This window comes from Arthrobacter gandavensis, from assembly GCF_015355785.1.
Classification (GTDB): Bacteria; Actinomycetota; Actinomycetes; order Actinomycetales; family Micrococcaceae; genus Arthrobacter_B; species Arthrobacter_B gandavensis_A.
On record NZ_JADKYW010000006.1, the window covers coordinates 280566 to 301414 of the forward strand.

A 20849-nucleotide genomic window follows, 5' to 3' on the forward strand; every position below is an offset into this window, starting at 1 on the left:
ACTGCCAAACACCGGAAGCATGGCCGGGAAACCCCCTGCCGGACGCAGCTATTCAACAGCACGGGGCCGGTGGCGCAGCGCGGAACCACGGCAACACGCCGGCGTACTGTCAGAATGTGCCTGAGCGTGCCGGGCCGGGCGGCCGCCGGCGGGTCCCGCGCCCTTCACAAGTTGTCTTCCTCGGTTTCGTAGCCGCAGCCCTCTGCGGAACGGGACTGCTGATGCTGCCTGCCTCGGACGCGGTACCCGGGAACGCCTCCTTTACGGAAGCGCTTTTCACCTCGGTTTCCGCGCTCCGCGTTACCGGACTCTCAGTGGTTGAGACCCACATGTACTGGTCCGCCTTCGGACACGTTGTCATCCTTGCTCTGATCCAGGTCGGTGGGCTGGGCGTCATGACGTTCGCCTCGATGGTAGGCCTGGCAGTCATGGGACGGTACAGGTTCCGGTCCCGGCTGCAGGCCGTAGCCGAAAACCGCAGCCAGGACCTGGACAGCACACCGCGGGTGATCGGCGGCGTCGTGCGCATCTCCCTCGCCACCGAAGCAGTGATAGCGCTGCTGCTGGCTTTGCGGTTCCGGCTTGGCTACGGCATGGATCCCGGTGAAGCCGTCTGGCTGGGGGTGTTCCATGCCGTCTCGGCTTTCAATAGTGCGGGGTTTTCCCTATTTCCACGGAACCTGGAGGGCTTTGGGGCGGATCCCCTGGTATGCCTTCCTGTGGCCGCCGCCGTAATCATCGGGGGGCTGGGTTTTCCGGTGCTTGTCCAACTGCGCCGCGCCTGGCGGAGTCCGCTGCGCTGGACCATCAACACGCGGCTGGTGCTGTGGGGGACATTGATCCTGCTGCCGGCCGGAACGGCCTTTCTTGCACTGTGTGAATGGAACAACCCGCAAACTCTCGGCGCCCTCACGGGCCCGGAACGGTTCCTGGCCGCGTTCTTCATGTCTGCGCAAACCAGGACCGCGGGCTTCAGTTCGATCGACGTCGTCAACATGGAACCGCTGTCCTGGCTGGGAATGGATGTGCTGATGTTTGTTGGCGCGGCACCGGCCGGAACCGGCGGCGGCATCAAGGTGACAACCTTCGCGGTGCTGGTGTTCGCCGTTGTCGCTGAGGCACGCGGCAACGAGCAGGTGACGGCCCTCGGCAAAGCGCTGCCCGCCTTCGCCGCACGGCAGGCCCTGGTTCTGGTCCTGGTCGCTGCCGGAGTCATCGCTGTTTCAACCGGGGCGCTGATGGCCATGTCCAGCCACTCGATGGACCGGCTGCTGTTCGAGACGGTTTCGGCATTTGGGACAGTGGGGCTCTCCGCCGGCGTCTCGTCTTCCCTTCCCGTAGCGGGGGAGATGATCCTGGTGGTACTTATGTTCACAGGCCGGCTCGGACCCGTTCTGCTCGCCTCGGCGCTCGTCCTGCGGGAGCGCCGGCTTAGGTACCGGCTCCCTGAGGAAAGGCCGATCATTGGCTAAGTTCAACCTTTTCAGCGGCAGGGAGGCAAAGCGGATCAGTGAGTCCGACGCCGTGGCGGTGATCGGTCTTGGACGGTTCGGGCAGGCACTCGCCCTTGAGCTTATGGCAAGCGGCACCGATGTCCTGGGGGTGGACGGGGACCATGAAGTGGTGCAGGGCCTGGACGGGCGCCTGACCTACGCAGTGGCCGCGGATGCCACCAGGGAAGATGTCCTGCGCCAGCTGTCAATTCCGGAGTTCAACCGTGTTGTGGTGGCCATTGGCCGGGACATCGGAGCCAGCATCCTTACGGTGTCCCTTTTGCTGCGCTTCGGCGTGCCCCAGATCTGGGCGGAAGCTGTCACCGAGGCGCACGGAACGGTGCTTGAGCAGCTGGGGGTGCACCATGTGGTGTTTCCGGAGAAGGACATGGGGTGCCGGGTGGCGCACCTGGTTCAGGGGAGCCTGCTGGACTACATTCCGCTGGGCGGGAGCTTCGCCGTGATCGAAACCGCGCCGCGGGAATTCCTGGCCGGCGCCACGATTTACCAGTCGCAGGTGCGCAGGCGGTTCGGCGTCGTGATCGTGGCTGTCCGCAAGTCCGACGGCGAGTGGCGGTTCGCGGAGCCCGACCTCCTGATCGAAGAGGGCGATGAACTCCTGGTGGCAGGACCCACGCGGAAGGCCGAGGCCTTCAGCCGACGCTAGTCCCTGCGGGAGTCCGCCGCTGGGCCGGCATTCCGGTTCGCCCGGGATTGTGTCGCCATAGTGACGAAGCTGAGGTGACGGTGCCTATATACTCATCGCAAAGTTGGATGCTGTCCAAAATTAGCTGAATTCCAACATAAGTCCGCCCGCCTTCAAGGAGCCACCATGACCTCGACCGCCCGGCCAACCGACCAGCCTCGACAAGATGACGGGTACTTCGGCCCCGGAAGCATCAGCTGGCAGCTCTATTCGGACCCATCGGCCAAGCTCGGCGGAATGGCCGCACTGCTGCTGCAGGCACTGAATCCCGGAATGATGCGTCTGTTTTCCCATGTCAGTACTGCCGGCCAGGACGCAGCAGCCAGGGGCGAGCGGACCGGGCAATACATCGACACGACGATCTTCGGGGACAGGGCGCACGCCGACGCCGCTGCCCGGTCTGTTCGCGGAATGCACAAGCATGCGAACTGGCAGGATCCGGTAGGCGGGCAGACGCTTCGCGCGGAAACCGAAGACTGGATGGACTGGACGCACAACACGCTCGTCTTTGCAGTGCTCCGGGCTGCCGAAGCATATGGGCCCAGGCTCACCGCGCAGCAGCAGGACCAGTTTGTGGTTGAGCAGCACATCTCCGCCGGGCTTGTGGGAATCGATCCGGACCGCCTGCCGGCAACCTATGCGGAACTGGAACAGTACATCGACGGGCAAAAGGACTGGCTGGCGCTGTGCCTGCCCGCCGCTGAGGTAAGCCGATCCCTCCGGCAGCCGTCCCTGCGGGGAAATCCGGTGAAGGTGTGGACAGGAATAGTCATCCAGGACGGAATCCTCTTCCTGTTGCCGGACTGGGCACTGCTGCTCTACGGTGTCGCCGGCCGTCCAATGAGCCTGCGTGGTGCAGCCAGGACGACGAAGGCCATGATGGCTGCGGCGCGCCGGAACCGCCCCTATGAGGACGTCATTACCGCCCTCACTACGAAGGTGGATACCCATCCCTACCGCAAGGTCCGCAACCGTGCGTGAACTGGGCTTGCCGGGCCCGCTGCGCCCCGGGCGGCGCAGCCATGACTAAGGGACTGCAGGAAGCCGGCCGTCGCAGCGCGTCCACCGGAAAGCGCGCAGCCCGGACGGCACTGCCGGCCGGACTGACATTCCGGCGGCTCGTCCCCGGCCTGATGCGGGCCGGCTGGGACGTGCTGAGACGGGGAGGGTGGCGGCTGCTTGCCGTGTATGCGGTCAGCCAGGTCATCCCGCTGGCCTTCGTCTCGCCGCTGATTCATTGGATGTTCACCCAGGCGCTTGCGTCCGCCGGGATCCATGCGGTGACGTCTGAGGCAATCGCCGCGATGCTCGCCAGCGGGGTTTCCGTCACTTGGCTGGCGGGACTGTCCGTGCTCGCACTGCTGGCTGTTTCCCTGCAGCTCAGCTTCCTGGTGGTAGCGGTGGACCTGGTGCGCAGCGGTACCGGCCTTCGGCCCCCGGTGCTGGGGGCCGGACTCCTTGCCGTCATGCGCCGCATTGTCCGGCCCGGATTCATGCCCCTGGGTGCGTACCTGTTCCTTGTGGTTCCGCTGACGCAGGCTGGTTTCTTTTCGGTCCTGACGCATGCGATTGCCATACCGAACTTCGTCAGCGGTGAAATGCTCAAGTCGACGCCGGGAACGCTCATCTACGTCTCGTTCCTGGTTGTGGCAGGAACTGCTGCGCTGCGGTATTCGCTGGCGGTGCCGCTGTTTGCCGTGTACGGGGTGCCCGGAGGTAAGGCGATGCGCCTGAGCCGGCGCGCGACGGGCCGGACCACCCCGGCCCTGCTCGCTGCCGGTGCAGCCGCTGCAGCGGCGGCCCTGCTGGCAGGGGCCGTGCTGATGGTGCTGGCGATTCTTCCCACCCTTGCCGCAGACCTTGTCTTTCCCCGGGCCGCCGCTGGAGTTGCCGCTTTTGCCCTGGGTGCGGCCCAGGTAGCCGGGGTGGGAATCGCCGGCGGTTTTGTGCTCTTCGTAGCGGGAATGCTCCTGGAACTCATGAACCGCAGCATGCCTCTGCTTGGTCTGGAGGGGCAGCGTGAGGATCGAATCGCCGGACCGGGGGCCGCGTCCGGGCCGCCCAGTGCGGGTAAGAGTCGAAGGCGGGGCACAATGGTGGCCGGCGCCGCCGTCGTCCCCGCCTTGGTGCTGGGACTGATCAATATTCCGGTCATGGACGGCCTGCGTGATGTTCCCCGAACGCTGGTCCTGGGACACCGCGGGTTCAGCGGCGGCGGCGTCGAAAACACGATCTCCGGTCTGCGTGCTGCAGCGGACGCGGGCGCCGATCTTGTCGAGATGGATGTTATGCAGACATCAGACGGGCAGTTCGTTGCCATGCACGATGCATCCCTGCAGCGGTTGGCGGGACGCAGGGACGCGGTGGGAGACCTGACCCTTGCCGAGCTCACCTCCATTGCCGTGAAGGACCAGTTTGGGCACATCGATTTGATTCCCTCACTTGGCGACTATGTCCTCGCCGCCAAGGAGGCCGGACAGCCGCTGCTGATTGAGCTGAAGCTTCACGGCGGAGAAACCGATGATTACGTCGAGCGGCTGATTGCCGAGCTGGAGTCCCTGGATGCCCTGCATGAAAACATCTACCACTCGCTGAGCCTGGAGAAGGCCGAAGAGCTAAAGCGTCTGCGGCCCGGGCTTTACGTGGGCCTCACCCTCGCCGTGGCGGGCGTCGCGTCGCCGCAGACCACTGCTGACTTCATTGTGGTGGAGGAAGCCTCGTATACCGGGGCGGTCCGTGAGTCGGCCTGGGCGGACGGAAAGCAGGTTTACGTGTGGACCGTGAACAACCGCGATGCCACCCGGAGCATGCTCCGGGAGAACGTTGACGGCATCATCACCGACCATCCGGATGTGGCTCTGCGGGACCGTGCCTCGATGGGCCCGAGTGAGGCCTTGACTGCCAAGCTGTACGACGCCGTCATGCGCTTCGTGGTGATTTTCTAGCCGGCGCCGCTGGAGCTGCCCTAGGCGAGGGACAGGAAGAGCTTTTCCATCTCCTTGCGGTCCAGGGTGGGGTCCTCGCTGGTGAGGCACTGTTCGAGGCCCGAAGCGATGATGGCGAAACCTGCCCGGTCCACCGCCTTGGATACCGCTGAAAGCTGCGTGACGATGTCCTTGCAGTCCCGGCCCTCCTCGAGCATGCGTGTTACCGCTGCCAGCTGACCCTGGGCGCGCTTGAGGCGGTTGATGATGGGCGTGGTGTCTTCGGCGTCGAGCTGCATGGTTTCTCCTGTGCGCGGTGTGCCGGAACGGGCACGATTCATTCCCATGGTATACCCCGGCGGGTAATTTGCATACCCCCCGGGGTATGCGGGATAGTGGAGGCAGCCGCCGGGCACCGGTCCGGCGGGCAAAGACATTCAAGGAGAAAATCATGTGCCGTGCCGTTAAGTGCCGCAGCTGCGGAAAGTCCACCTGGGCGGGCTGCGGGAACCACGTGCAGGAGGTCATGCGGAGTATTCCGAAGTCGGACCGCTGTACCTGTGACCGGAATGCACCTGCCCCGAAGGCCGAGAACGCGGGATGGCTGGCCAAGCTGTTCGGCCGCTGACCGGCGCCGCACTGGAGGGCGCAGAACGGCCGCGGCGGGCTGCGCCCTTCGCAGCCGGCCGCGAATCCCGGCCGGCTACAGCACGACGCCGTTCGGCAGGTCCGGCGCATCGAACTTCTGCCGTTCGCATTCGGCCTGCAGGAGCGGATACGTTTCGGCGATCAGGTCCAGGATCCGGTTGCGGACGACCAGATAGGCTTCACCAACACCGACAACGCCCTTGAACTCCTTTAGTTCTTCCTCATAGGAAGTCTGTTTGTGCCTCAGGTAGTTCACCGTCATTCGGTCCCGCCGGGCCTGGGACGTCCGCGGCCCCGCAGGAGACTGGCTCCGGCGGAGCCGGGAGTTGTAGTGGTCCAGTGCCTTCTGCTGCACCTCGTCCCATGGCTCGGGAACAATCCGAAGCTCCAGCGCCCGCGCAGCAGCAACGGCTTCCTTCTTCTTGGACAGGGAACGCTCCCGGGCAGCCAGCTGGCGCTTGCGCGACGCCTCGCGCGCCTTCCTGAACTCGTCAGTTGACTCGACGGCTTCGACCCGTTCCCTGGAGTAGAGCTTCATGGGAGCAGCTTTGCGCGAGAACGGATTACGGGCGGTGCGGTCCGGCTCCGGCAGGAAAGCCTTGATCTGCGTATCTGTCCACCCGCGGTCCTTTTTCAAATCCGCTGCGATCAGGAAATCTTCGCTGTTGGCAGGTTTCGGACGCGGCGGATGATGCTTCCCTCGGGACATTCAGGACTTCTTTGGTGGTGCGGACTGGACGCCCTCCAGTCTAGTGGCCGTTTGAGGTCCGGCGGCGGCGCCGTCCGGCAGGAGCGGACGGCGCCGCCGTCGTTCAGGCCCGCAGGATTATCACCCGCCGTAACCCCGGGGAAGCGGGATTCCGCGCTGTTCCATGACCAGCCTCAGCCGGGTGGGATAATCGGTGATGATTCCGTCTACGCCGAGGTCGATGAGGTAGTTCATGGCAGCCGGCTCGTTTACCGTCCACGGCACGATCGCCAGTCCAGCCGCTCTCGCTTCAGCGGCCAGCTGCCGCGTTACCGAGCTGTAGACGGGCGAGATGGCGTCATAGCCCTGGGCAGCGGCAGCCTGCACTGCAGACCCGTTGTAGTCGTCAATGTCGATACCGCCCAGAATCGGGGCTGCACCGGGCTCCCCTGTCTCGAGGGTTGCCGGAACGTCCACCAGCGCCACCCGGACCAGGCGGGGGTCAAGGCGGCCCGCAAGGTTCAGTGCGGACCAGTCGAAGGACTGGATGCTCACGCGGTCCGCCATTCCGGATTTGCGGACCTCCCGGACAACGGCCCGCGTCAGTGCCTCCATTCCGGGGCCGCCGGCACGCCCGTCCTCCACCTTGGTTTCAATGTTGAAGCCCACCCCGCGCGCCCTCAGCTCGCGGGCGAGGGCAAACACGTCCTTCAGCTCGGCCATCCTGTTGCCCTCCACCACCTGCTGCTCCGGGTAGCCGGGTAGCTGGGCGTAACCGCAGTCGAGGGTCTTTAGCTGCGCCAGCGTCAGTTCGGCCACCCTCTCACCCACGTAGGGAAAGTCCGGGTCTCCGGGGGCAGCCGGTTCGGTGTCCCGGCACTTGGCGGCCAGGATGACGTCGTCATGCCAGACAACGACGGCGCCGTCCTCGCTCAGATGGGTGTCCAGTTCCAGTGTGCTGACACCCAGCTGAAGCGAATGCCGAAAGGCCGCCAGTGATTCCTCAGTGTATTCACCACGACCGCCGCGGTGTGGCTGCAGGTCGAGCGAAGAGCGGGCCACTCCGGACCGCAGCTGCTCAACCATGACGTCGAAAACGTGTGTGTCCTCGTAGAACCCGCCGAGCTTCTCCGATCCCGGGCCCATCGCTGTCAGGGGCACATCGAGGGCGGTGTGGCCTTCCGTGGTCCAGTCAACGGAGAACACCTGGTCCGAATTCGCCACCGCGAGGGGGCCGTCTTCGGCGGATATTCCGTCCCCGGACTCGTCCTCGGTGTCGTTGAACGCTTCGATGGTCATGCCGCCGGTCTGGTGGTCCCCGACGACGATCAGCAGGGTATTCCCGTCAGCCTCCGCGAAGTCCCTGGCCACCGCTACGGACTGTTCGAAGGCGATCCCGGACTTGATGGTCAGCCCGGCGTCGTTGACGTGGGACATCGAGTCGATTCCTTCATCCTCCACCAGCAGGAAGAACCCGCCGCCGTCAGACCCTGAATTCCCTCCGCCGTGCCGTGACTGTGCTGCCGGAGCCGAGAGAAGTTCCAGCGCCATCTGCGTCATGGTGGTCAGCGGAACGGACGGCTCGTAGATTTCCTCAACGTCGTCGCCGTACTGGAACATCTCCTCGTTGGCGAAGAGGCCAAGCACTTTGGGCCCCTGTGCCTGCAGCAGACCGGCCTCGTCCCAGACATACTCGTAGCCGTCCGACTGGGCCTGCTCCACCAGGTTGACCGGTCCGGTGCTCTCCTCGGAAGGATCCTCCGCCGGGTTGTCAGGATGCATGCCGGGGTTCCCGGCGGGATACCAGTGGTCCTCACCGCCGCCCAGAATCACGTCGGGTTGGCTGGATTCAAGGAACTGCCGCGCAATCTCGCTTTGCTCGCCGCGGTCGGACACATGTGATCCGAAGGCCGCGGGGGTAGCGTCCGTCACCTGGGCCGTAGTGACAAGGCCGGTCGATTTGCCCAGTGCCGCCGCGATCTCCAGTGCCGTGGGGACGGGGGCGCCATTAAGGTCGACGCCGATGGCCCCGTTGTAGGTCTTCACACCCGTGGACATGGTGGTTGCGGCGGCAGCTGAGTCTGTGACGAAGGTTTCAGGGTCCGCGGAATTGGTGTGCACCAGTCCAAGCTCCGGCAGTGAGTCCATAACGAGTTCGCCCGTGAGCCCCACGTGGGAGAGCCGGATGGCATTGCGCTGGGCCGTGCCCATGCCGTCCCCGACCATCAGGATGACGTTCCTGGCGCCCTGTGGTGTGTCCGGCCGCGGCTCTTTGGGTCCCTTTTTGGTGCCGGCCTGTTCCAGGCCGGCTGCCGCGTCCGGCGGATCTGCCGCCTTGCCGGCCGCTGCACTGCAGCCGGCGAGGATCAGTCCGCCCAGTATCGCCGTCGTTACTGTCAGTTTTCCCTTGTTCATTTGTGGATTCCCGTCTCAGAGTGCGCGAGTGATGACGCATGCCCCCTCATCAAGTGCGCTCACCCTGCAGGCACGCTGACGGCGGCGTCAACCGCGCCGGCGGAATCCGGGCATCGAAGGAGCGAACCGGCGGGACGGGAAGGGCCTATTCGAAGCGCGACGGATCCCCGGTACCGTGCCGGACTACTTCCGCGGCACCGCTTGAGTAATCGATGACCGTTGTCGGTTCCGGACCGCAGAAGCCCGAATCCACTACGGCGTCCAGCTGGTTTCCGAGGGTGTCCTGGATTTCCCAGCCCTGGGTCAGGGCCTCTTCCTGGCCCGGCAGCAGCAGTGTGCTGGAAAGAATGGGCTCACCGAGGTCCTCCAGAAGTGCCTGCACCACCTTGTTGTCCGGGATCCGCACGCCCACCGTTTTCTTTTTCGGGTGCAGAAGGCGGCGCGGAACTTCCTTCGTGGCGGGCAGGATGAAGGTGTAGCTGCCCGGCGTCACGGCTTTGATGGCGCGGAATACGTCATTGTTGACCTGGACGAACTGGCCCAGCTGGGCGAAGTCGCGGCACACCAGCGTGAAGTGGTGTTTCGAGTCGAGTTCGCGGATGCTGCGGATCCGGTCCAGCGCCTCGCGGTTGCCGAGCTGCGCGCCCAGGGCATAGCAGGAGTCCGTGGGATAGGCGATCAGCCCGCCCTCCCGCAGAACAGCGGTGACCTGGGAGATGGTGCGGGGCTGGGGATTATCGGGATGGACGTCGAAGTATCTGGCCATGTGCTGAGCTTACGCGCCCTGCCCGTCCCGAAGGATGGAAGCTGCTCCGTGCCCTAGATGTACTGAGACACCACGTTAGTTACACGTGAATAGGGTGAAGACCTCTTAGGTTTGGTGGTTACCACACACAGCCGAACCCAAGAGGTCTTCATGTCCCACGGTAATGCCCGTCTGGCTCCGGCCGGAAGAATGATCCTGGTCCAGCGCGTCGCTTCCGGGCGGCCGGTAGCCCATGTCGCGAAGGAAATGGGTATCTCCCGGCCCACCGCTTACCGGTGGGTCAACCGGTACCGGGAAGAAGGCCCGCCCGGTTTGGAAGACCGTTCTTCGAAGCCCAAAACGTGCCCGCACGCGACCAGCCCGGAGAAAACCGCCGAGGTCCTAACAACCCGTACCGAGCACCGCACCGGGCCGGCCGATATCGCATCCCGCACCGGGGTAGGCGTCCGCACGGTGTCCCGGATCCTTCTTCGTTCCGGTGTCCCCAAGCTCTGGGAGCTGGATCCGCTGACCGGTATCCGCATCCGTGCCGCCCGGGCAACGGAGCGCCGGTATGAACGCGACGCTCCCGGGGACATGGTCCATATCGATGTGAAGAAACTCGGCCGGATCCCGGACGGGGGCGGCTGGCGGGCAGACCCGAATCAGTCCGCTCGCAACCACAGCACCGGCCACACGAGAGTCGGTTTCGACTACGTCCACGTCGCCGTGGACGATCACTCAAGGCTCGCGTTCGTGGAAGTCCACCCCGATGAGAAGGGTCCGACCTGCGCCGGGTTCCTGCAGCGGGCTGCCGCGTTCATGGCCGCGCACGGAGCGCCGGTGAAACGAGTCATGACGGATAACGCGTTCGCTTACCGGCTCTCCAATGACTTCCAGGCGGTGCTGTCCACGTTGGGTGCCAAGCACATCCTGATCAAGCCCCGCCATCCTTGGCAGAACGGCAAAGCCGAACGCTTCAACCGGACCCTGCAGGAAGGCTGGGCCTACCGGCAGGTCTTCGACTCCAACCAAGCCCGCACCGATGCCCTGCAACCGTGGCTAGACTTCTACAACCACCAACGCCCACACGGCAGCCTCGGAGGCAAAGCACCCATCACCAGGTGTAACTAACGTGCTGTCTCAGTACACCTAGACCTCTTCCGCAGATTCGCCGAGCGTCCGCAGGGCAGCCTGGAGCCCGTCGGAAGTACGGGATACAACCGAGGCCAGCTGTTCCTGCCCGGCCAGATTCACCAGGGATTCGGGATCGGGTGCCGGTGGACGGCAAAGCGGACGAGAAAGCTTGGCAGGGCGGGCGTCGGCGCGGGCGGAGCATTCAAGGTATGGACCCGGGGCGCGGCACGCTGGATACTGCCGGTAGCGGCGCGGCGGGAAGCAGCGGCAGCCAGGCCTGCCGCTGGTCACCGGCAGGACGAACCCGAGAGAACAGGAAAAGGCCGTGCAGAAACAGACCAGCGGCGACGCGGGCATGCGGAGCGAATCGAAGCCCTTCACACGCGCCGAGAAGATGCTCATCTGCCTGGAACTCACCACGGGCACGGCCGCCGTGGTATCCGGAGCGGTGCTGGCAGCCCTGCCGCACGGGTCCTTCCTCCATGCCGGTCCGCACGTCCTGGCGCGAACCCCCTTCAGGAACTGGCGCCTGCCCGGCCTGTTCCTGGCAGCCGGATGCGGCGGAGGGTACATTGCCGCGGGATCCCTCCAGCTCGTCCGGCATCCTGCGGCGCCGCTGGTCTCCGCAGCGGCCGGTGCTGCACTCGTGGGGCTGGAGGTGTGGGAAACGGCCGTCATTGAATTCCAGCCCCTCGAAGTGTTCTACTCGGCCGTCGGCGGAGCGGTGGCAGCGCTGGCGCTCCGCACTGCCGCGGCTGGCGAAGGGACCAGGCGCCGCACCGGCCCCTAGGACCCGCCGTCTTCGATGCTGACCATCCAGCTCGTACCGAACCTGTCTGTCAGCATGCCGAAAACATCTCCCCACGGCGCCCGCTCCAGCGGAAGAGTCATCTGTCCGCCGTCGAGGAGCTTGTCCCAGTAGCCGCGCAGATCATCGGCGTCGTCGCCGCTCAGCGAGATAGAGTAGCTGCTGCCTTCATCGAGGTTCATGCTGTTCGGCGTATCCGAGGCCATGAGGACGAAGCCCTTGTCCGTGGTCAGTGCCGAGTGCATGATCTTGCCGGCCTCCTCCGGGTCGTCGCTGGCATGCATTTCTCCGAAAGTGGAGCTCTCAAGTGTGCCGCCGAAAACCTCCTGGTAGAAGGCCATGGCTTCGGCCGCGTTGTCACGGAAGCTGAGGTAGGGATTCATCTGGCTGGGCATGGCAAATCCTCTCCGAACTGTTTGGGGCCGGCAAGGGCCGGTGGAAGAAAAGTATGCCTTCGGCCACCCCGGCGGGGAAGGGGGCTGCCCGGTCCCGCCCCGTGCAACGCTGACACGGGACCATGCAGGCAGGTAGCCTGCCAGCATGGCGGCCAAAGCAACCACCCTGTCAGTGCCCGGACCCCACGGCGCCCGAGAGGTTCGGATCTCCAGTCCGGACCGCGTGCTGTGGCCGGAATCCGGCTTCACGAAGCTGGACCTCGCAAACTACATCGTTGCCGTAGGCGAGGCGTTCACCGCAGCCAACGGGAACCGGCCGTTGGCCCTGCAGCGGTTCCCGGGCGGGATCGACGGCGAACAGTTCTTTTCCAAGAACCCGCCCAAAGGCGCGCCGGACTACGTGCGGGACGTCATGGTTGTCTATCCGAGTGCCCGTTCCCATCCGCAGCTGGTCATCGACGAGCCTGCGGCAGCGGTATGGGCCGTGCAGATGAACACCGTGGTGTTCCATCCCTGGCCGTCCCTGGCATCGGACCCGGACAACCCGGACCAGCTCCGCATTGACCTGGATCCGCAGCCCGGCACCGACTTCGACGACGCCGTACCTGCCGCGAATGCCCTGCGCCAGGTGCTGGCCGAGGCAGGCCTGGAAGCATTCGTCAAGACTTCCGGCAACCGCGGCCTGCACGTCTTCGCACCCATTGAACCGGTGCGGGAATTCCAGGACGTGAGGCATGCCGTGATCGCCGCCGCGCGCGAACTCGAGCGCCGGATGCCTGACCGGGTAACGACGTCGTGGTGGAAGGAGGAACGCGGCGAGAAAGTGTTCGTGGACTTCAACCAGGCGAACCGGGACCGCACCATGGCCGGAGCTTACAGCCCGCGGGCGCTGCCGCATGCCCCCGTCTCAACCCCCGTCACCTGGGCGGAACTGGAGGCAGTGGATCCCCGCGCCCTCACTGTGGCGACCGTGCCGCAGCGGCTCGCGGAAACCGGCGACCCCTGGGCCGCCTTCGGAGAGGTGCAGGGAAGCATCGACATCCTGCTGGAGTGGTGGCAGCGGGACCTCGACAACGGCCTGGGGGAACTGCCCTTTCCACCGGACTACCCGAAGATGCCCGGCGAACCGCCCCGGGTCCAGCCCAGCCGCCGGAAGATGGGCCTGCCGGAGACTTAGCTGTGAGGAGCATCACGGCTCGTTGGGGAAGCGCAGCAGAATCAACGCTGTTAACAAGGTTTGGTAACTTCGCCGACCAGAAAGTGTCTCCATGAGCAACAGCACCACCCAGGTAAGCCAGGATCAATTCGTCGTTGACACCGAAGCACTCGACGCCCTTTTCCTGGAAGCACGCACCGCCAACACGTTCAGCTCCGAACCGGTAACCGAGGAGCAGCTGCGGGCCATCTATGACCTGACCAAGATGGGCCCGACGTCCATGAACATCCAGCCGATGCGCATCACCTGGGTGAACTCGCCGGAGGCACGCGAGCGGCTGGTGAAGCACATGGCCGAAGGCAACCAGGGCAAGACCGCCTCGGCCCCCGCCGTTGCCGTGCTCAGCTTCGACACCGAATGGCACGAAGGGTTCCCGACCTTCTTCCCGCATGCAGCAGACCGCAAGGCAATGTTCGACGGCAACGACGAGCTGCGCAGCATCATGGGCAACAACAACGCCCACATGCAGGCCGCCTACTTCATTCTGGCTGTCCGTGCCGTGGGCCTGGCCGCCGGACCCATGGGTGCGTTCGACGCCGCCGGCATCGACGCCGAATTCCACGCGGGCACCAACCGGCGCACCTTCATGGTGGTCAACGTGGGCAAGCCGGGGGAGAACCCCTGGTTCGACCGCCTGCCGCGCTACGACTACGACGAAGTGGCCACGACGCTCTAATCCGGCCAGAATCGTGTGACGCTTCGGCAAAAAGGAGCGGCCGCGTGCCGGTCCTTTTTTGCTGTCCCGGCCACGTCAGCGGGCGGCCATGCCTTCCACCCTCCGACCCCCGGTGGGAGGATTGCGTAGGCCGGAGAGCAGGGGACATGGCAACTATTTCAGTAGTGATACCCGCACGGAATGACGCCGACTTCCTCCGCACGTGCCTGGCGGCCCTGCAGCAGCAAACCCGCCGGGCGGACGAGATTGTGGTGGTGGACAACGAGTCCACCGATGACACCGCTGCGGTTTGCTGCGCGGCCGGGGTCCGCCGCGTGGCAGAGGCACTGCCCGGAGTCGCCGCGGCAACGGCCTGCGGATTCGATGCCGCGAACTGCGAGCTGCTGGCCAGGCTGGACGCTGACTCGGTGCCGCCGCCGGACTGGCTGGAACGGATCGAAGCCCTGGCGGAAGCTGCCGGACCACTCACCGTGGTCACCGGTCCGGGAAACTTCTACGGCGGGAACCGGCTCACCCGCTGGATCGCCGAGCACCTGTACATAGCCGGGTACCGCTGGTCGATGAACCTCCTGATGGGACATCCCCCGATCTTTGGATCCAACTTCGCGCTTCCGGCGCCGCTGTGGAAGCGCATGCGCGAAGACGTGCACCGCTCCGGCTCCCGGATCCATGACGACCTGGACCTTAGCTGGCAGGTCGCCCCGGACATGAGTGTCCTCTGGGTGGATTCACTGCGGGTTGGCGTTTCTGCCCGTCCGCTCGAAACCTGGTCCGGGCTGGCCAAGAGGCTCTCCATGGCCTGGACTACTTTCTCCGTGGACTTTCAGCAGCAGGGTCCCCTGGTGCGGCGCAGGCTCCGCCGGCAATGGCGGCTGGGGCAGCGGCGCGGCGGGGCCTACGGTCCGGCATCCTCGTAAAGTGCGAGCAGGTCACGGGCGAGCTGGTGGGGTGCCGTCTCGCAGGGACTGTGTCCGCCGCGGTAAACAGCGAGCCGGCCCTTGATGGCCCGGGCAAAGCCGGCGTGGACCCGGTTGGGCCAGACATCGTGTTCGCCCACCGCCACAAGCTTCGGCAGCGGCTGGCCGGCAAGCTGGGAACGGACATCCGGAACATGCCGCATCAGCGTGATAATGTCCCGGATTGACTGCCTGCGGGTGTACCTGAACCGGCTGCGCACAAAATCCATCCGTGAGGGCGGAACCCGCACGAAGTTCCGCTTTACGCCCCAGACAATGAGGTCCGCGCTGACCGGACCGGACACCAGCGGGGCCAGCGGTCCCAGGACACTGACTGAGCGGAAGGCCAGCCCCGGTTCAGGCGGTGCGCTCATCAGGGTCAGCGTCCGGAACATGTCCGGACGGCGCAGCAGGGCCAGCTCTGCAACGACGCCGGCAAATGAATAGCCCAGTACATGCGCCGGTTCGCCCAGGAGGTCCAGGGCCGCCAGCAGGTCTTCTACGTACAGGTCATAGTCATAATGCATGCGCGGAGGGGAAAGGTGCTCCGGACCGGCGGCGGCTGATTGATACTGGCCGGCAAGGTCATAGGCCTGCACGTAATACCCCTCAGAGGCCAGCAGCGGCATCAGCAGTGAAAAGTCCTCCTTGGATCCCATGACTCCCGGCACCAGCAGCACCGGAATCCTGCCCCGTTCTCCCATGGCGGCGGCCGCAAGCGTGCCGCTGGGCGCCTCAAGGCCAAACTGGACTGCACCTTGCGGCAGCACGGACCAGTCGATGGAACCAAGCCGCGAATCCAGTTCGGCTGCCGGCGGGTCGGCAGTTGCGTGCTCGGCGCCGTCGGACACTTTTGGAACCTCGCCATCCGGAAGGGCCATACCTCAACGATAGCCAGCCCGGGTGCCGCGGGAACCTTGGCGCACGCCTTTACAGCCGGCGGGGGCAAGATGAGAATTGCGGGGACGGACTCCGAGCGGCCGTTCGACAGCCTGGCGCAGGAGGGCAGCCATGGATACACACCGCCCCGGACAATCCGGGGAAGCCCATGAACGAAAGGCACAGCACCGGCGCATGTCGGCACTGGGCGGCTATGCCGCCGTTGCCTCGGAAGTAGTGCCCGGACTCGGTGCAGTGCTGAGCGCCGAAGCCGGGATATCTGCGGGTGACTACGTCCTGGACGTGGCCGCCGGCACAGGAAATGCCTCCATCCCTGCCGCCCAGGCCGGTGCACGGGTGGTGGCACTTGACCTCAACCCGGAGCTTCTCGAGGCCGGGCGCAGCCTGGCCGGCGCCCAGGGGGTGGAGCTGGACTGGGTCGAAGGTGATGCCGAGGACCTGCCGTTCCAGGGGGATACCTTCGACGCCGTCATCTCCTGTGCCGGCGTGATGTTCGCACCTGACCACCGGCAGGCAGCAGCAGAGCTGGTGCGGGTCTGCCGCCCGGGAGGAACCATAGCGCTGCTGAACTGGACACCCGAAGGGTTCGTTGGGGAGCTGATCGCCATCATGGGGGACTACCAGCGGTCGCAGCCTGCCGGTCCCGGTGCGCCTTTGTGGGGAAGGGAAGACTACGTGACCGGGCTGTTCCCGCACGGAACGGTTACCGGCTGGCGAAGCCGGAAGGAGATGGCCACCGTAGACAGGTTCGAGGACCCGGAACACTTCCAGGAGTTCTGCAAAACGAACTTGGGGCCCGCGGTGGGGGTCTACCGGGGGATCGGGAATGATCCTGAACGCTCCGCGGCACTGGACAGGGAACTGTCTTCGCTGGCCGAACGCCACGCCCGCGGCTCCGCACGCGGCATGGAGATGGACTGGGAGTACCTGCTCCTGCGGGGAACGGCGGCCGGCTAGAAAGAAGAGCGCCGGCTGGAAGCATTTTCAGGGCGGCGGGCGCCAGGGGATAAACTGCCATTGCTGTCCCGTTCCCAGCCTAGGAGTCGACTGTGCCCCCGAAACGCCGGCCCAACAAGTACGTCTACCGCTCCATCGTCTTCGCCGGAGTCGCAGCAGTGAAGCTGTTCAGGGTAAAGGTGATTCCCACCGGGCTCGAGCATCTGCCTCAGGATGAAATCATCCGCGGGCTGAACCGGAAGGTGGAGCCGGGCAAGGGGGCCGTCGTCGCCATCACGCACTTCGGCTATCTGGACTTCGTATTCGCCGAATACCTGCTGTGGAAGCAGCTCAAGGTCCACATGCGTTTCCTGGTCACGAAAAAGGCGGCACGCAAGAAGTTCGTCGCAGCGGTCTGCGACTGGTGCGAGCACGTGGTGGTTGACCGCGCAAACGGAGCCGAGGCCTACACCGAATCCGTTGAGAAGCTTCACCGCGGCGATTATTTGGCGGTGCTCCCGGAAGCAGGCGTGAGCCGCAGCTTCACCGTCCGGCAGCTGAAGACCGGAGCTGTCCGCATGGCGGCGGAGGCAGGCGTGCCGATCATTCCGGTATCTGTCTGGGGCGGCCACCGGATGCTCACGCGCGGACACGGCCTGAGCCTGAAAGCTGTGTGGAGGACACCGGTACGAATCCACATTGGCGAACCTCTAAAGGTCGACCCGGGTGCTTTGGTGCCGGAGGAGACCGCCCGTCTTCAGGAGATCCTCCAGGCCGGCATCGACGAGTGCATTGACTCCTACCCCGAACAGGCACCCGACGGCGCCTGGTGGATGCCCGCAAGCCGCGGTGGATCAGCAATGCGCCCTGAGGAGCAGGTGGTCCTGGACGAAGCGGACCGCGCCAAGTACAAAATCACCGGCTAGGGACCCCGCCCTGCCGGGGCTGGATCCGGCGCAGGGCTATAGGCTGGATCCGGTGATCCTTGATGAACCCGGAACCTTCCTGCAGCGCACCCCGCCGGCCTGGCTGGCCACCGGCCTGACGGCCGGCGGCGCATGGCTTGGCTCGGCGGGTGTTCCCCTTCCCGTCCTGAATCCGGAGCGTGCCATGCTGCTCCATGTCCGCCGTACGGAGGGTGAATGAGGGTCCCGGCCATCCACCCTCAACCGGATGCAGAACCCCGGCGGACACACCTGGCCGACGGGCGGGAGCTGTTGTACTTCTTCGATGCAGGCGAAGGCCGGGATCGTACCGGTGCAGCGCCTGCGGACACCCGCACCCTGCCGCCCCGCCCGCAGACACCTTTGATGCGCTATGACCCGCTCCTGGCGGAATGGGTGTCCTACGCCGAACACCGGCAGACCCGCACCCACCTTCCCCCCGCCTCGGAGTGCCCCCTGTGCCCCTCCGGCCCGGAGCGCGCCACCGAGATTCCGGCACGTGAGTACGACGTCGCGGTCTTCGAGAACCGGTTTCCGGCGTTCGGTCCGGGCATCGGCGGGACTCCGGATTCTGCCGATGCTGATGCCCCCGCGGCCGGGCGCTGCGAAGTAGTGGCATTCGCGTCCGAGCACGGTGCTTCCTTCGCGGGACTGAGCCTGGACCGGGCTCGCACGGTGATCCGGGCCTGGGTGCACCGCACCGCTGAGCTGTCCCGTATCCCCGGGGTGGCGCAGGTATTCATCTTCGAGAACCGCGGTGCAGAAATCGGCGTGACCCTGCACCATCCGCACGGACAGATCTACGCCTATCCGTTTGCTACTCCCCGGACACTGCGGCAGCTTGAGTCAGTCCAGGCATACCGGGCAGAGACGGGCGGAGACCTGTTCGGTGACCTGTTGTCCAGGGAGCTGCGCGAGGGCAGCCGCGTAGTAGCACGCGGTCAGTGGTGGACAGCCTACGTTCCCTACGCTGCCAGGATGCCGCTGGAGGTCCACGTGGTTCCGCACCGGAACGTTCCGGACCTTGCCTCGCTCACGGCAGAAGAACAGGAGGAGCTCTCCGGGCTGTACCTGGACGTCCTGCGCCGGATCGAGGGCCTGTACCCGACTCCAACGCCGTATATTGCTGCCTGGTACCAGGCACCTGTCCAGCATCCCGTGCGGGACGCCTACCGGATGCACCTGCAGGTGACATCTCCCCGCCGGGCCGAGAGCAAGTTGAAGTACCTCGCCGGATCCGAGGCAGCGATGGGAGCCTTCATTGCCGATGTCAGTCCGGAAGAGACAGCTGCCCGGCTCCGCCGGGCCCTCCCTTTGTTCGCAACCCGGAACGGAGGTACGGAATGAGCACCCGGGCTGCGTTCGCTGAGCTCTACGGGTACGAACCCCTCGGCGTCTGGTCCGCGCCGGGCCGGGTCAACCTGATAGGTGAGCACACCGACTACAACCAGGGCTTCGTCTTCCCGCTTGCGATTGACTGCCGGGCCCGGATCGCCGCTGCTCCCCGGACTGACGGAGTGCTGCGCCTGGCCACCACCGCGCCGGGAAGCGAGGCGGCCGAAATCAGGGTAACGGAACTGGCGCCGGGTCAACTGGCCGGCTGGAGCCGTTACGTCGCCGGAGTGCACTGGGCCTTTGGACTACGCGGGGCCGCGGTGCCGGGCATGGACATGCTCCTGGACTCCGATGTGCCGGTAGGAGCAGGCCTGTCCTCGTCTGCGGCCGTGGAATGCGCCACGGCCCTTGCCGTCATGGAGCTCTCCGGTGCGGACCTGCCGGCCGAAGACCTGGTGCTGCTGTGCCAGCAGGCGGAGAACGAGTTCGCCGGCGCCCCCACGGGAATCCTGGACCAGTCGGCGGCACTGCTCTCCGAAGCGGGGCACGGATTGTTCCTGGACTGCCGGTCACGGAAAAGCAGGCTGGTCCCGCTGGACCTTGCCGGTGAGGGGATGGCCCTGCTCGTGATCGACACGAAAGTCAGCCATGCCCATGATTCGGGCGGGTATGCCGAACGCCGGGGCGACTGCGAGCGGGCCGCCGCTGCCCTGGGTGCGGGTTCGCTGCGGGACGTGATGCTTCCGGACCTGGTCCTGGCGGCAACGCAGCTTGACCGGCTGGCCTACCGGCGGGCCCGGCATGTGGTGAGCGAGAACGAGAGGGTGCTGACCGCCGTCGCGCAGCTTGAATCCGGGCGGCCGATCCGTGCCCTTGGCCAGGTGCTGGCTTCAAGCCACGAATCGCTGCGGGATGACTTTGAGGTCTCCAGCCCGGAACTGGACCTGGCCGTTGAAACAGCCATGGCGGCCGGGGCTGCCGGCGCGCGGATGACCGGCGGGGGATTCGGAGGATCGGCGATCGCCCTGGTGAATGGGCAGGAGGCCGGGCAGGTTGGCGCTGCAGTGGAGCGGGCCTTCGGCCGCGCCGGGTACGCGGAGCCGGACATCTTCGCCGTCGAGCCCGGAGCCGGAGCCCGCAGGGAGCTCTAGCAGCGTCTGAGGCGGAACGGCACAGGGGCGGTTGCCGGCAGCCATGCTGCCGGCAACCGCCCCTGTGTGTTTTCCAGCTAGGCGGAAGCCTGCGCTGTGACCGCTTCGCGGATCGGAGTCTGCCCGTTGATGAATTCGATGAACTGGCGCACCGTTCCCGGCTGTTCGAGCACCTCAGCGGCTACTGCGGCCACATCGGTGCGAGAAACGCTTCCCTCCTGGGCAGGGCCGGTGCTGATGCGTCCGGTCCCGGGATCGTCAGTCAGGGCGCTGGGGCCGAGGATGGTCCAGTCCAGCCCGCTGCGGCGCAGGTGCTCGTCGGCAGCGGCCTTGGCCTCTGCGTAGGCGTAGAAGCTGTTGTCCGGATCGACGCCGTGATCCTTGCCGGCACCCATGTAGGACACCATGACGTACCGCCGGACGCCCGCCCGCTCGGCCGCGTCCATCGAGCGGATGGCGGCGTCGCGGTCCACCGCGTAGGTACGCTCCGGTGATCCGCCGCCGGCTCCGGCAGACCACACAACGGCATCGTGCCCGCCGAGCAGGTCCGCGAGCTGGGCTGTATCCAGCTTTTCGACGTCGGCCACTACCGGCACAGCTCCCGTTGCCGCCACCTCGGATACGTGGTCCGGGTTCCGGAACAGCGAGGACACCTGATGGCCGTTCGCAGCGAGGTCCTTCGCCAGCTGCAGTGCTACCTTGCCGTGTCCGCCAATGATTGCCACGCGTGACATGTTGCTCCTCTCGTCGGGGTCGGTAAAGCAAGCATAAGCATA

At 65.7% G+C, this 20849-nt stretch carries 21 protein-coding genes; 14 read left to right on the forward strand and 7 right to left on the reverse strand.

Annotation, left to right across the window (positions count from 1 at the left end; translation table 11 throughout):
• The first annotated feature begins 116 nt into the window (after positions 1-116).
• From ITX31_RS13115 to ITX31_RS13130, 4 genes are all read left to right on the forward strand, one after another.
• The gene (locus ITX31_RS13115) at positions 117-1472 is read left to right on the forward strand and encodes a TrkH family potassium uptake protein (RefSeq protein WP_323745680.1); all 1356 of its coding nucleotides are present in this window, start codon (positions 117-119) and stop codon (positions 1470-1472) included.
• The gene (locus tag ITX31_RS13120; RefSeq protein ID WP_228529341.1) at positions 1465-2160 is read left to right on the forward strand and encodes a potassium channel family protein; all 696 of its coding nucleotides are present in this window, start codon (positions 1465-1467) and stop codon (positions 2158-2160) included. Before ITX31_RS13115 ends, ITX31_RS13120 begins: the two co-directional genes overlap by 8 nt.
• 165 nt (positions 2161-2325) lie before the next feature.
• Complete coding sequence (locus ITX31_RS13125) at positions 2326-3180, forward strand: oxygenase MpaB family protein (RefSeq protein WP_194783864.1); 855 nt, start codon at positions 2326-2328, stop codon at positions 3178-3180.
• 41 nt (positions 3181-3221) lie between these two features.
• Positions 3222-5144 (forward strand): glycerophosphodiester phosphodiesterase family protein, encoded by a 1923-nt coding sequence (locus ITX31_RS13130; protein ID WP_194783865.1) that lies wholly within the window; start codon positions 3222-3224, stop codon positions 5142-5144.
• Between the two features lie 20 nt (positions 5145-5164).
• Here ITX31_RS13130 and ITX31_RS13135 read toward each other — a convergent pair whose 3' ends face one another.
• The 4 genes from ITX31_RS13135 to ITX31_RS13150 all read right to left on the reverse strand — a co-directional run bounded on the left by ITX31_RS13135 (position 5165) and on the right by ITX31_RS13150 (position 9640).
• Positions 5165-5422 carry a metal-sensitive transcriptional regulator gene (locus ITX31_RS13135; protein WP_194783866.1) on the reverse strand — a complete coding sequence of 86 codons (258 nt, stop codon included), beginning with the start codon at positions 5420-5422 and terminating at the stop codon, positions 5165-5167.
• Between the two features lie 404 nt (positions 5423-5826).
• Positions 5827-6480 (reverse strand): hypothetical protein, encoded by a 654-nt coding sequence (locus ITX31_RS13140; protein ID WP_194783867.1) that lies wholly within the window; start codon positions 6478-6480, stop codon positions 5827-5829.
• Positions 6481-6600: 120 nt separating this feature from the next.
• Positions 6601-8874: an alkaline phosphatase gene (locus tag ITX31_RS15890; RefSeq protein WP_228529342.1), complete on the reverse strand. Its 2274-nt coding sequence runs from the start codon at positions 8872-8874 to the stop codon at positions 6601-6603.
• A 145-nt stretch (positions 8875-9019) separates the two neighbouring features.
• Positions 9020-9640: an L-threonylcarbamoyladenylate synthase gene (locus tag ITX31_RS13150; RefSeq protein ID WP_194783868.1), complete on the reverse strand. Its 621-nt coding sequence runs from the start codon at positions 9638-9640 to the stop codon at positions 9020-9022.
• A gap of 150 nt (positions 9641-9790) precedes the next feature.
• On the opposite strand from ITX31_RS13150, the gene ITX31_RS13155 reads away from it, so the two are divergent.
• Both ITX31_RS13155 and ITX31_RS13160 read left to right on the forward strand, forming a co-directional pair.
• Positions 9791-10753 (forward strand): IS481 family transposase, encoded by a 963-nt coding sequence (locus ITX31_RS13155; RefSeq protein WP_194781813.1) that lies wholly within the window; start codon positions 9791-9793, stop codon positions 10751-10753.
• A gap of 328 nt (positions 10754-11081) precedes the next feature.
• Positions 11082-11546 (forward strand): hypothetical protein, encoded by a 465-nt coding sequence (locus tag ITX31_RS13160; RefSeq protein ID WP_194783869.1) that lies wholly within the window; start codon positions 11082-11084, stop codon positions 11544-11546.
• Here ITX31_RS13160 and ITX31_RS13165 read toward each other — a convergent pair.
• Complete coding sequence (locus ITX31_RS13165) at positions 11543-11959, reverse strand: VOC family protein (RefSeq protein WP_194783870.1); 417 nt, start codon at positions 11957-11959, stop codon at positions 11543-11545. The two genes, ITX31_RS13160 and ITX31_RS13165, sit on opposite strands and share 4 nt — an antisense overlap.
• Positions 11960-12104: 145 nt before the next feature.
• Here ITX31_RS13165 and ligD point away from each other — a divergent pair, with 145 nt between their 5' ends.
• From ligD to ITX31_RS13180, 3 genes are all read left to right on the forward strand, one after another.
• Positions 12105-13136, forward strand: coding sequence for a non-homologous end-joining DNA ligase (gene ligD, locus ITX31_RS13170; RefSeq protein WP_194783871.1), 1032 nt, complete (start codon positions 12105-12107; stop codon positions 13134-13136).
• Positions 13137-13227: 91 nt separating this feature from the next.
• On the forward strand, positions 13228-13851 hold the full coding sequence (locus ITX31_RS13175) for a malonic semialdehyde reductase (RefSeq protein WP_194783872.1): 624 nt from the start codon (positions 13228-13230) through the stop codon (positions 13849-13851).
• 146 nt (positions 13852-13997) lie between these two features.
• Entirely contained in the window at positions 13998-14768 is a 771-nt protein-coding gene (locus ITX31_RS13180) for a glycosyltransferase family 2 protein (RefSeq protein ID WP_228529343.1), read from the forward strand.
• On the opposite strand, the gene ITX31_RS13185 is transcribed toward ITX31_RS13180, so the two are convergent.
• The gene (locus tag ITX31_RS13185) at positions 14747-15688 is read right to left on the reverse strand and encodes an alpha/beta fold hydrolase (RefSeq protein WP_194783873.1); all 942 of its coding nucleotides are present in this window, start codon (positions 15686-15688) and stop codon (positions 14747-14749) included. The two genes, ITX31_RS13180 and ITX31_RS13185, sit on opposite strands and share 22 nt — an antisense overlap.
• A 130-nt stretch (positions 15689-15818) precedes the next feature.
• On the opposite strand from ITX31_RS13185, the gene ITX31_RS13190 reads away from it, so the two are divergent.
• From ITX31_RS13190 to galK, 5 genes are all read left to right on the forward strand, one after another.
• Entirely contained in the window at positions 15819-16664 is an 846-nt protein-coding gene (locus tag ITX31_RS13190) for a class I SAM-dependent methyltransferase (RefSeq protein ID WP_194783874.1), read from the forward strand.
• A 92-nt stretch (positions 16665-16756) separates the two neighbouring features.
• Complete coding sequence (locus ITX31_RS13195; RefSeq protein WP_194783875.1) at positions 16757-17569, forward strand: lysophospholipid acyltransferase family protein; 813 nt, start codon at positions 16757-16759, stop codon at positions 17567-17569.
• 52 nt (positions 17570-17621) lie between these two features.
• Positions 17622-17789: a hypothetical protein gene (locus ITX31_RS13200; RefSeq protein ID WP_194783876.1), complete on the forward strand. Its 168-nt coding sequence runs from the start codon at positions 17622-17624 to the stop codon at positions 17787-17789.
• Positions 17786-18934, forward strand: a complete 1149-nt coding sequence (gene galT, locus ITX31_RS13205; RefSeq protein ID WP_194783877.1) for a galactose-1-phosphate uridylyltransferase — start codon at positions 17786-17788, stop codon at positions 18932-18934. The genes ITX31_RS13200 and galT overlap by 4 nt, the downstream gene beginning before the upstream one ends.
• The gene (gene galK, locus ITX31_RS13210; protein ID WP_194783878.1) at positions 18931-20073 is read left to right on the forward strand and encodes a galactokinase; all 1143 of its coding nucleotides are present in this window, start codon (positions 18931-18933) and stop codon (positions 20071-20073) included. Before galT ends, galK begins: the two co-directional genes overlap by 4 nt.
• A 77-nt stretch (positions 20074-20150) precedes the next feature.
• Here galK and ITX31_RS13215 read toward each other — a convergent pair whose 3' ends face one another.
• Positions 20151-20807 carry an SDR family oxidoreductase gene (locus ITX31_RS13215; RefSeq protein ID WP_194783879.1) on the reverse strand — a complete coding sequence of 219 codons (657 nt, stop codon included), beginning with the start codon at positions 20805-20807 and terminating at the stop codon, positions 20151-20153.
• Positions 20808-20849 lie beyond the last annotated feature (42 nt).

Excerpts from the sequence above, each read along its gene's own strand:
- ITX31_RS13125 (WP_194783864.1), top strand. The coding sequence starts at position 2,326 with ATGACCTCGACCGCCCGGCCAACCGACCAGCCTCGACAAGATGACGGG.
- ITX31_RS13130 (WP_194783865.1), top strand. The coding sequence starts at position 3,222 with ATGACTAAGGGACTGCAGGAAGCCGGCCGTCGCAGCGCGTCCACCGGA.
- ITX31_RS13135 (WP_194783866.1), bottom strand. The coding sequence starts at position 5,422 with ATGCAGCTCGACGCCGAAGACACCACGCCCATCATCAACCGCCTCAAG.
- ITX31_RS13140 (WP_194783867.1), bottom strand. The coding sequence starts at position 6,480 with ATGTCCCGAGGGAAGCATCATCCGCCGCGTCCGAAACCTGCCAACAGC.
- ITX31_RS15890 (WP_228529342.1), bottom strand. The coding sequence starts at position 8,874 with ATGAACAAGGGAAAACTGACAGTAACGACGGCGATACTGGGCGGACTG.
- ITX31_RS13150 (WP_194783868.1), bottom strand. The coding sequence starts at position 9,640 with ATGGCCAGATACTTCGACGTCCATCCCGATAATCCCCAGCCCCGCACC.
- ITX31_RS13155 (WP_194781813.1), top strand. The coding sequence starts at position 9,791 with ATGTCCCACGGTAATGCCCGTCTGGCTCCGGCCGGAAGAATGATCCTG.
- ITX31_RS13165 (WP_194783870.1), bottom strand. The coding sequence starts at position 11,959 with ATGCCCAGCCAGATGAATCCCTACCTCAGCTTCCGTGACAACGCGGCC.
- ligD (WP_194783871.1), top strand. The coding sequence starts at position 12,105 with ATGGCGGCCAAAGCAACCACCCTGTCAGTGCCCGGACCCCACGGCGCC.
- ITX31_RS13175 (WP_194783872.1), top strand. The coding sequence starts at position 13,228 with ATGAGCAACAGCACCACCCAGGTAAGCCAGGATCAATTCGTCGTTGAC.
- ITX31_RS13180 (WP_228529343.1), top strand. The coding sequence starts at position 13,998 with ATGGCAACTATTTCAGTAGTGATACCCGCACGGAATGACGCCGACTTC.
- ITX31_RS13185 (WP_194783873.1), bottom strand. The coding sequence starts at position 15,688 with ATGGCCCTTCCGGATGGCGAGGTTCCAAAAGTGTCCGACGGCGCCGAG.
- ITX31_RS13190 (WP_194783874.1), top strand. The coding sequence starts at position 15,819 with ATGGATACACACCGCCCCGGACAATCCGGGGAAGCCCATGAACGAAAG.
- galT (WP_194783877.1), top strand. The coding sequence starts at position 17,786 with ATGAGGGTCCCGGCCATCCACCCTCAACCGGATGCAGAACCCCGGCGG.
- galK (WP_194783878.1), top strand. The coding sequence starts at position 18,931 with ATGAGCACCCGGGCTGCGTTCGCTGAGCTCTACGGGTACGAACCCCTC.
- ITX31_RS13215 (WP_194783879.1), bottom strand. The coding sequence starts at position 20,807 with ATGTCACGCGTGGCAATCATTGGCGGACACGGCAAGGTAGCACTGCAG.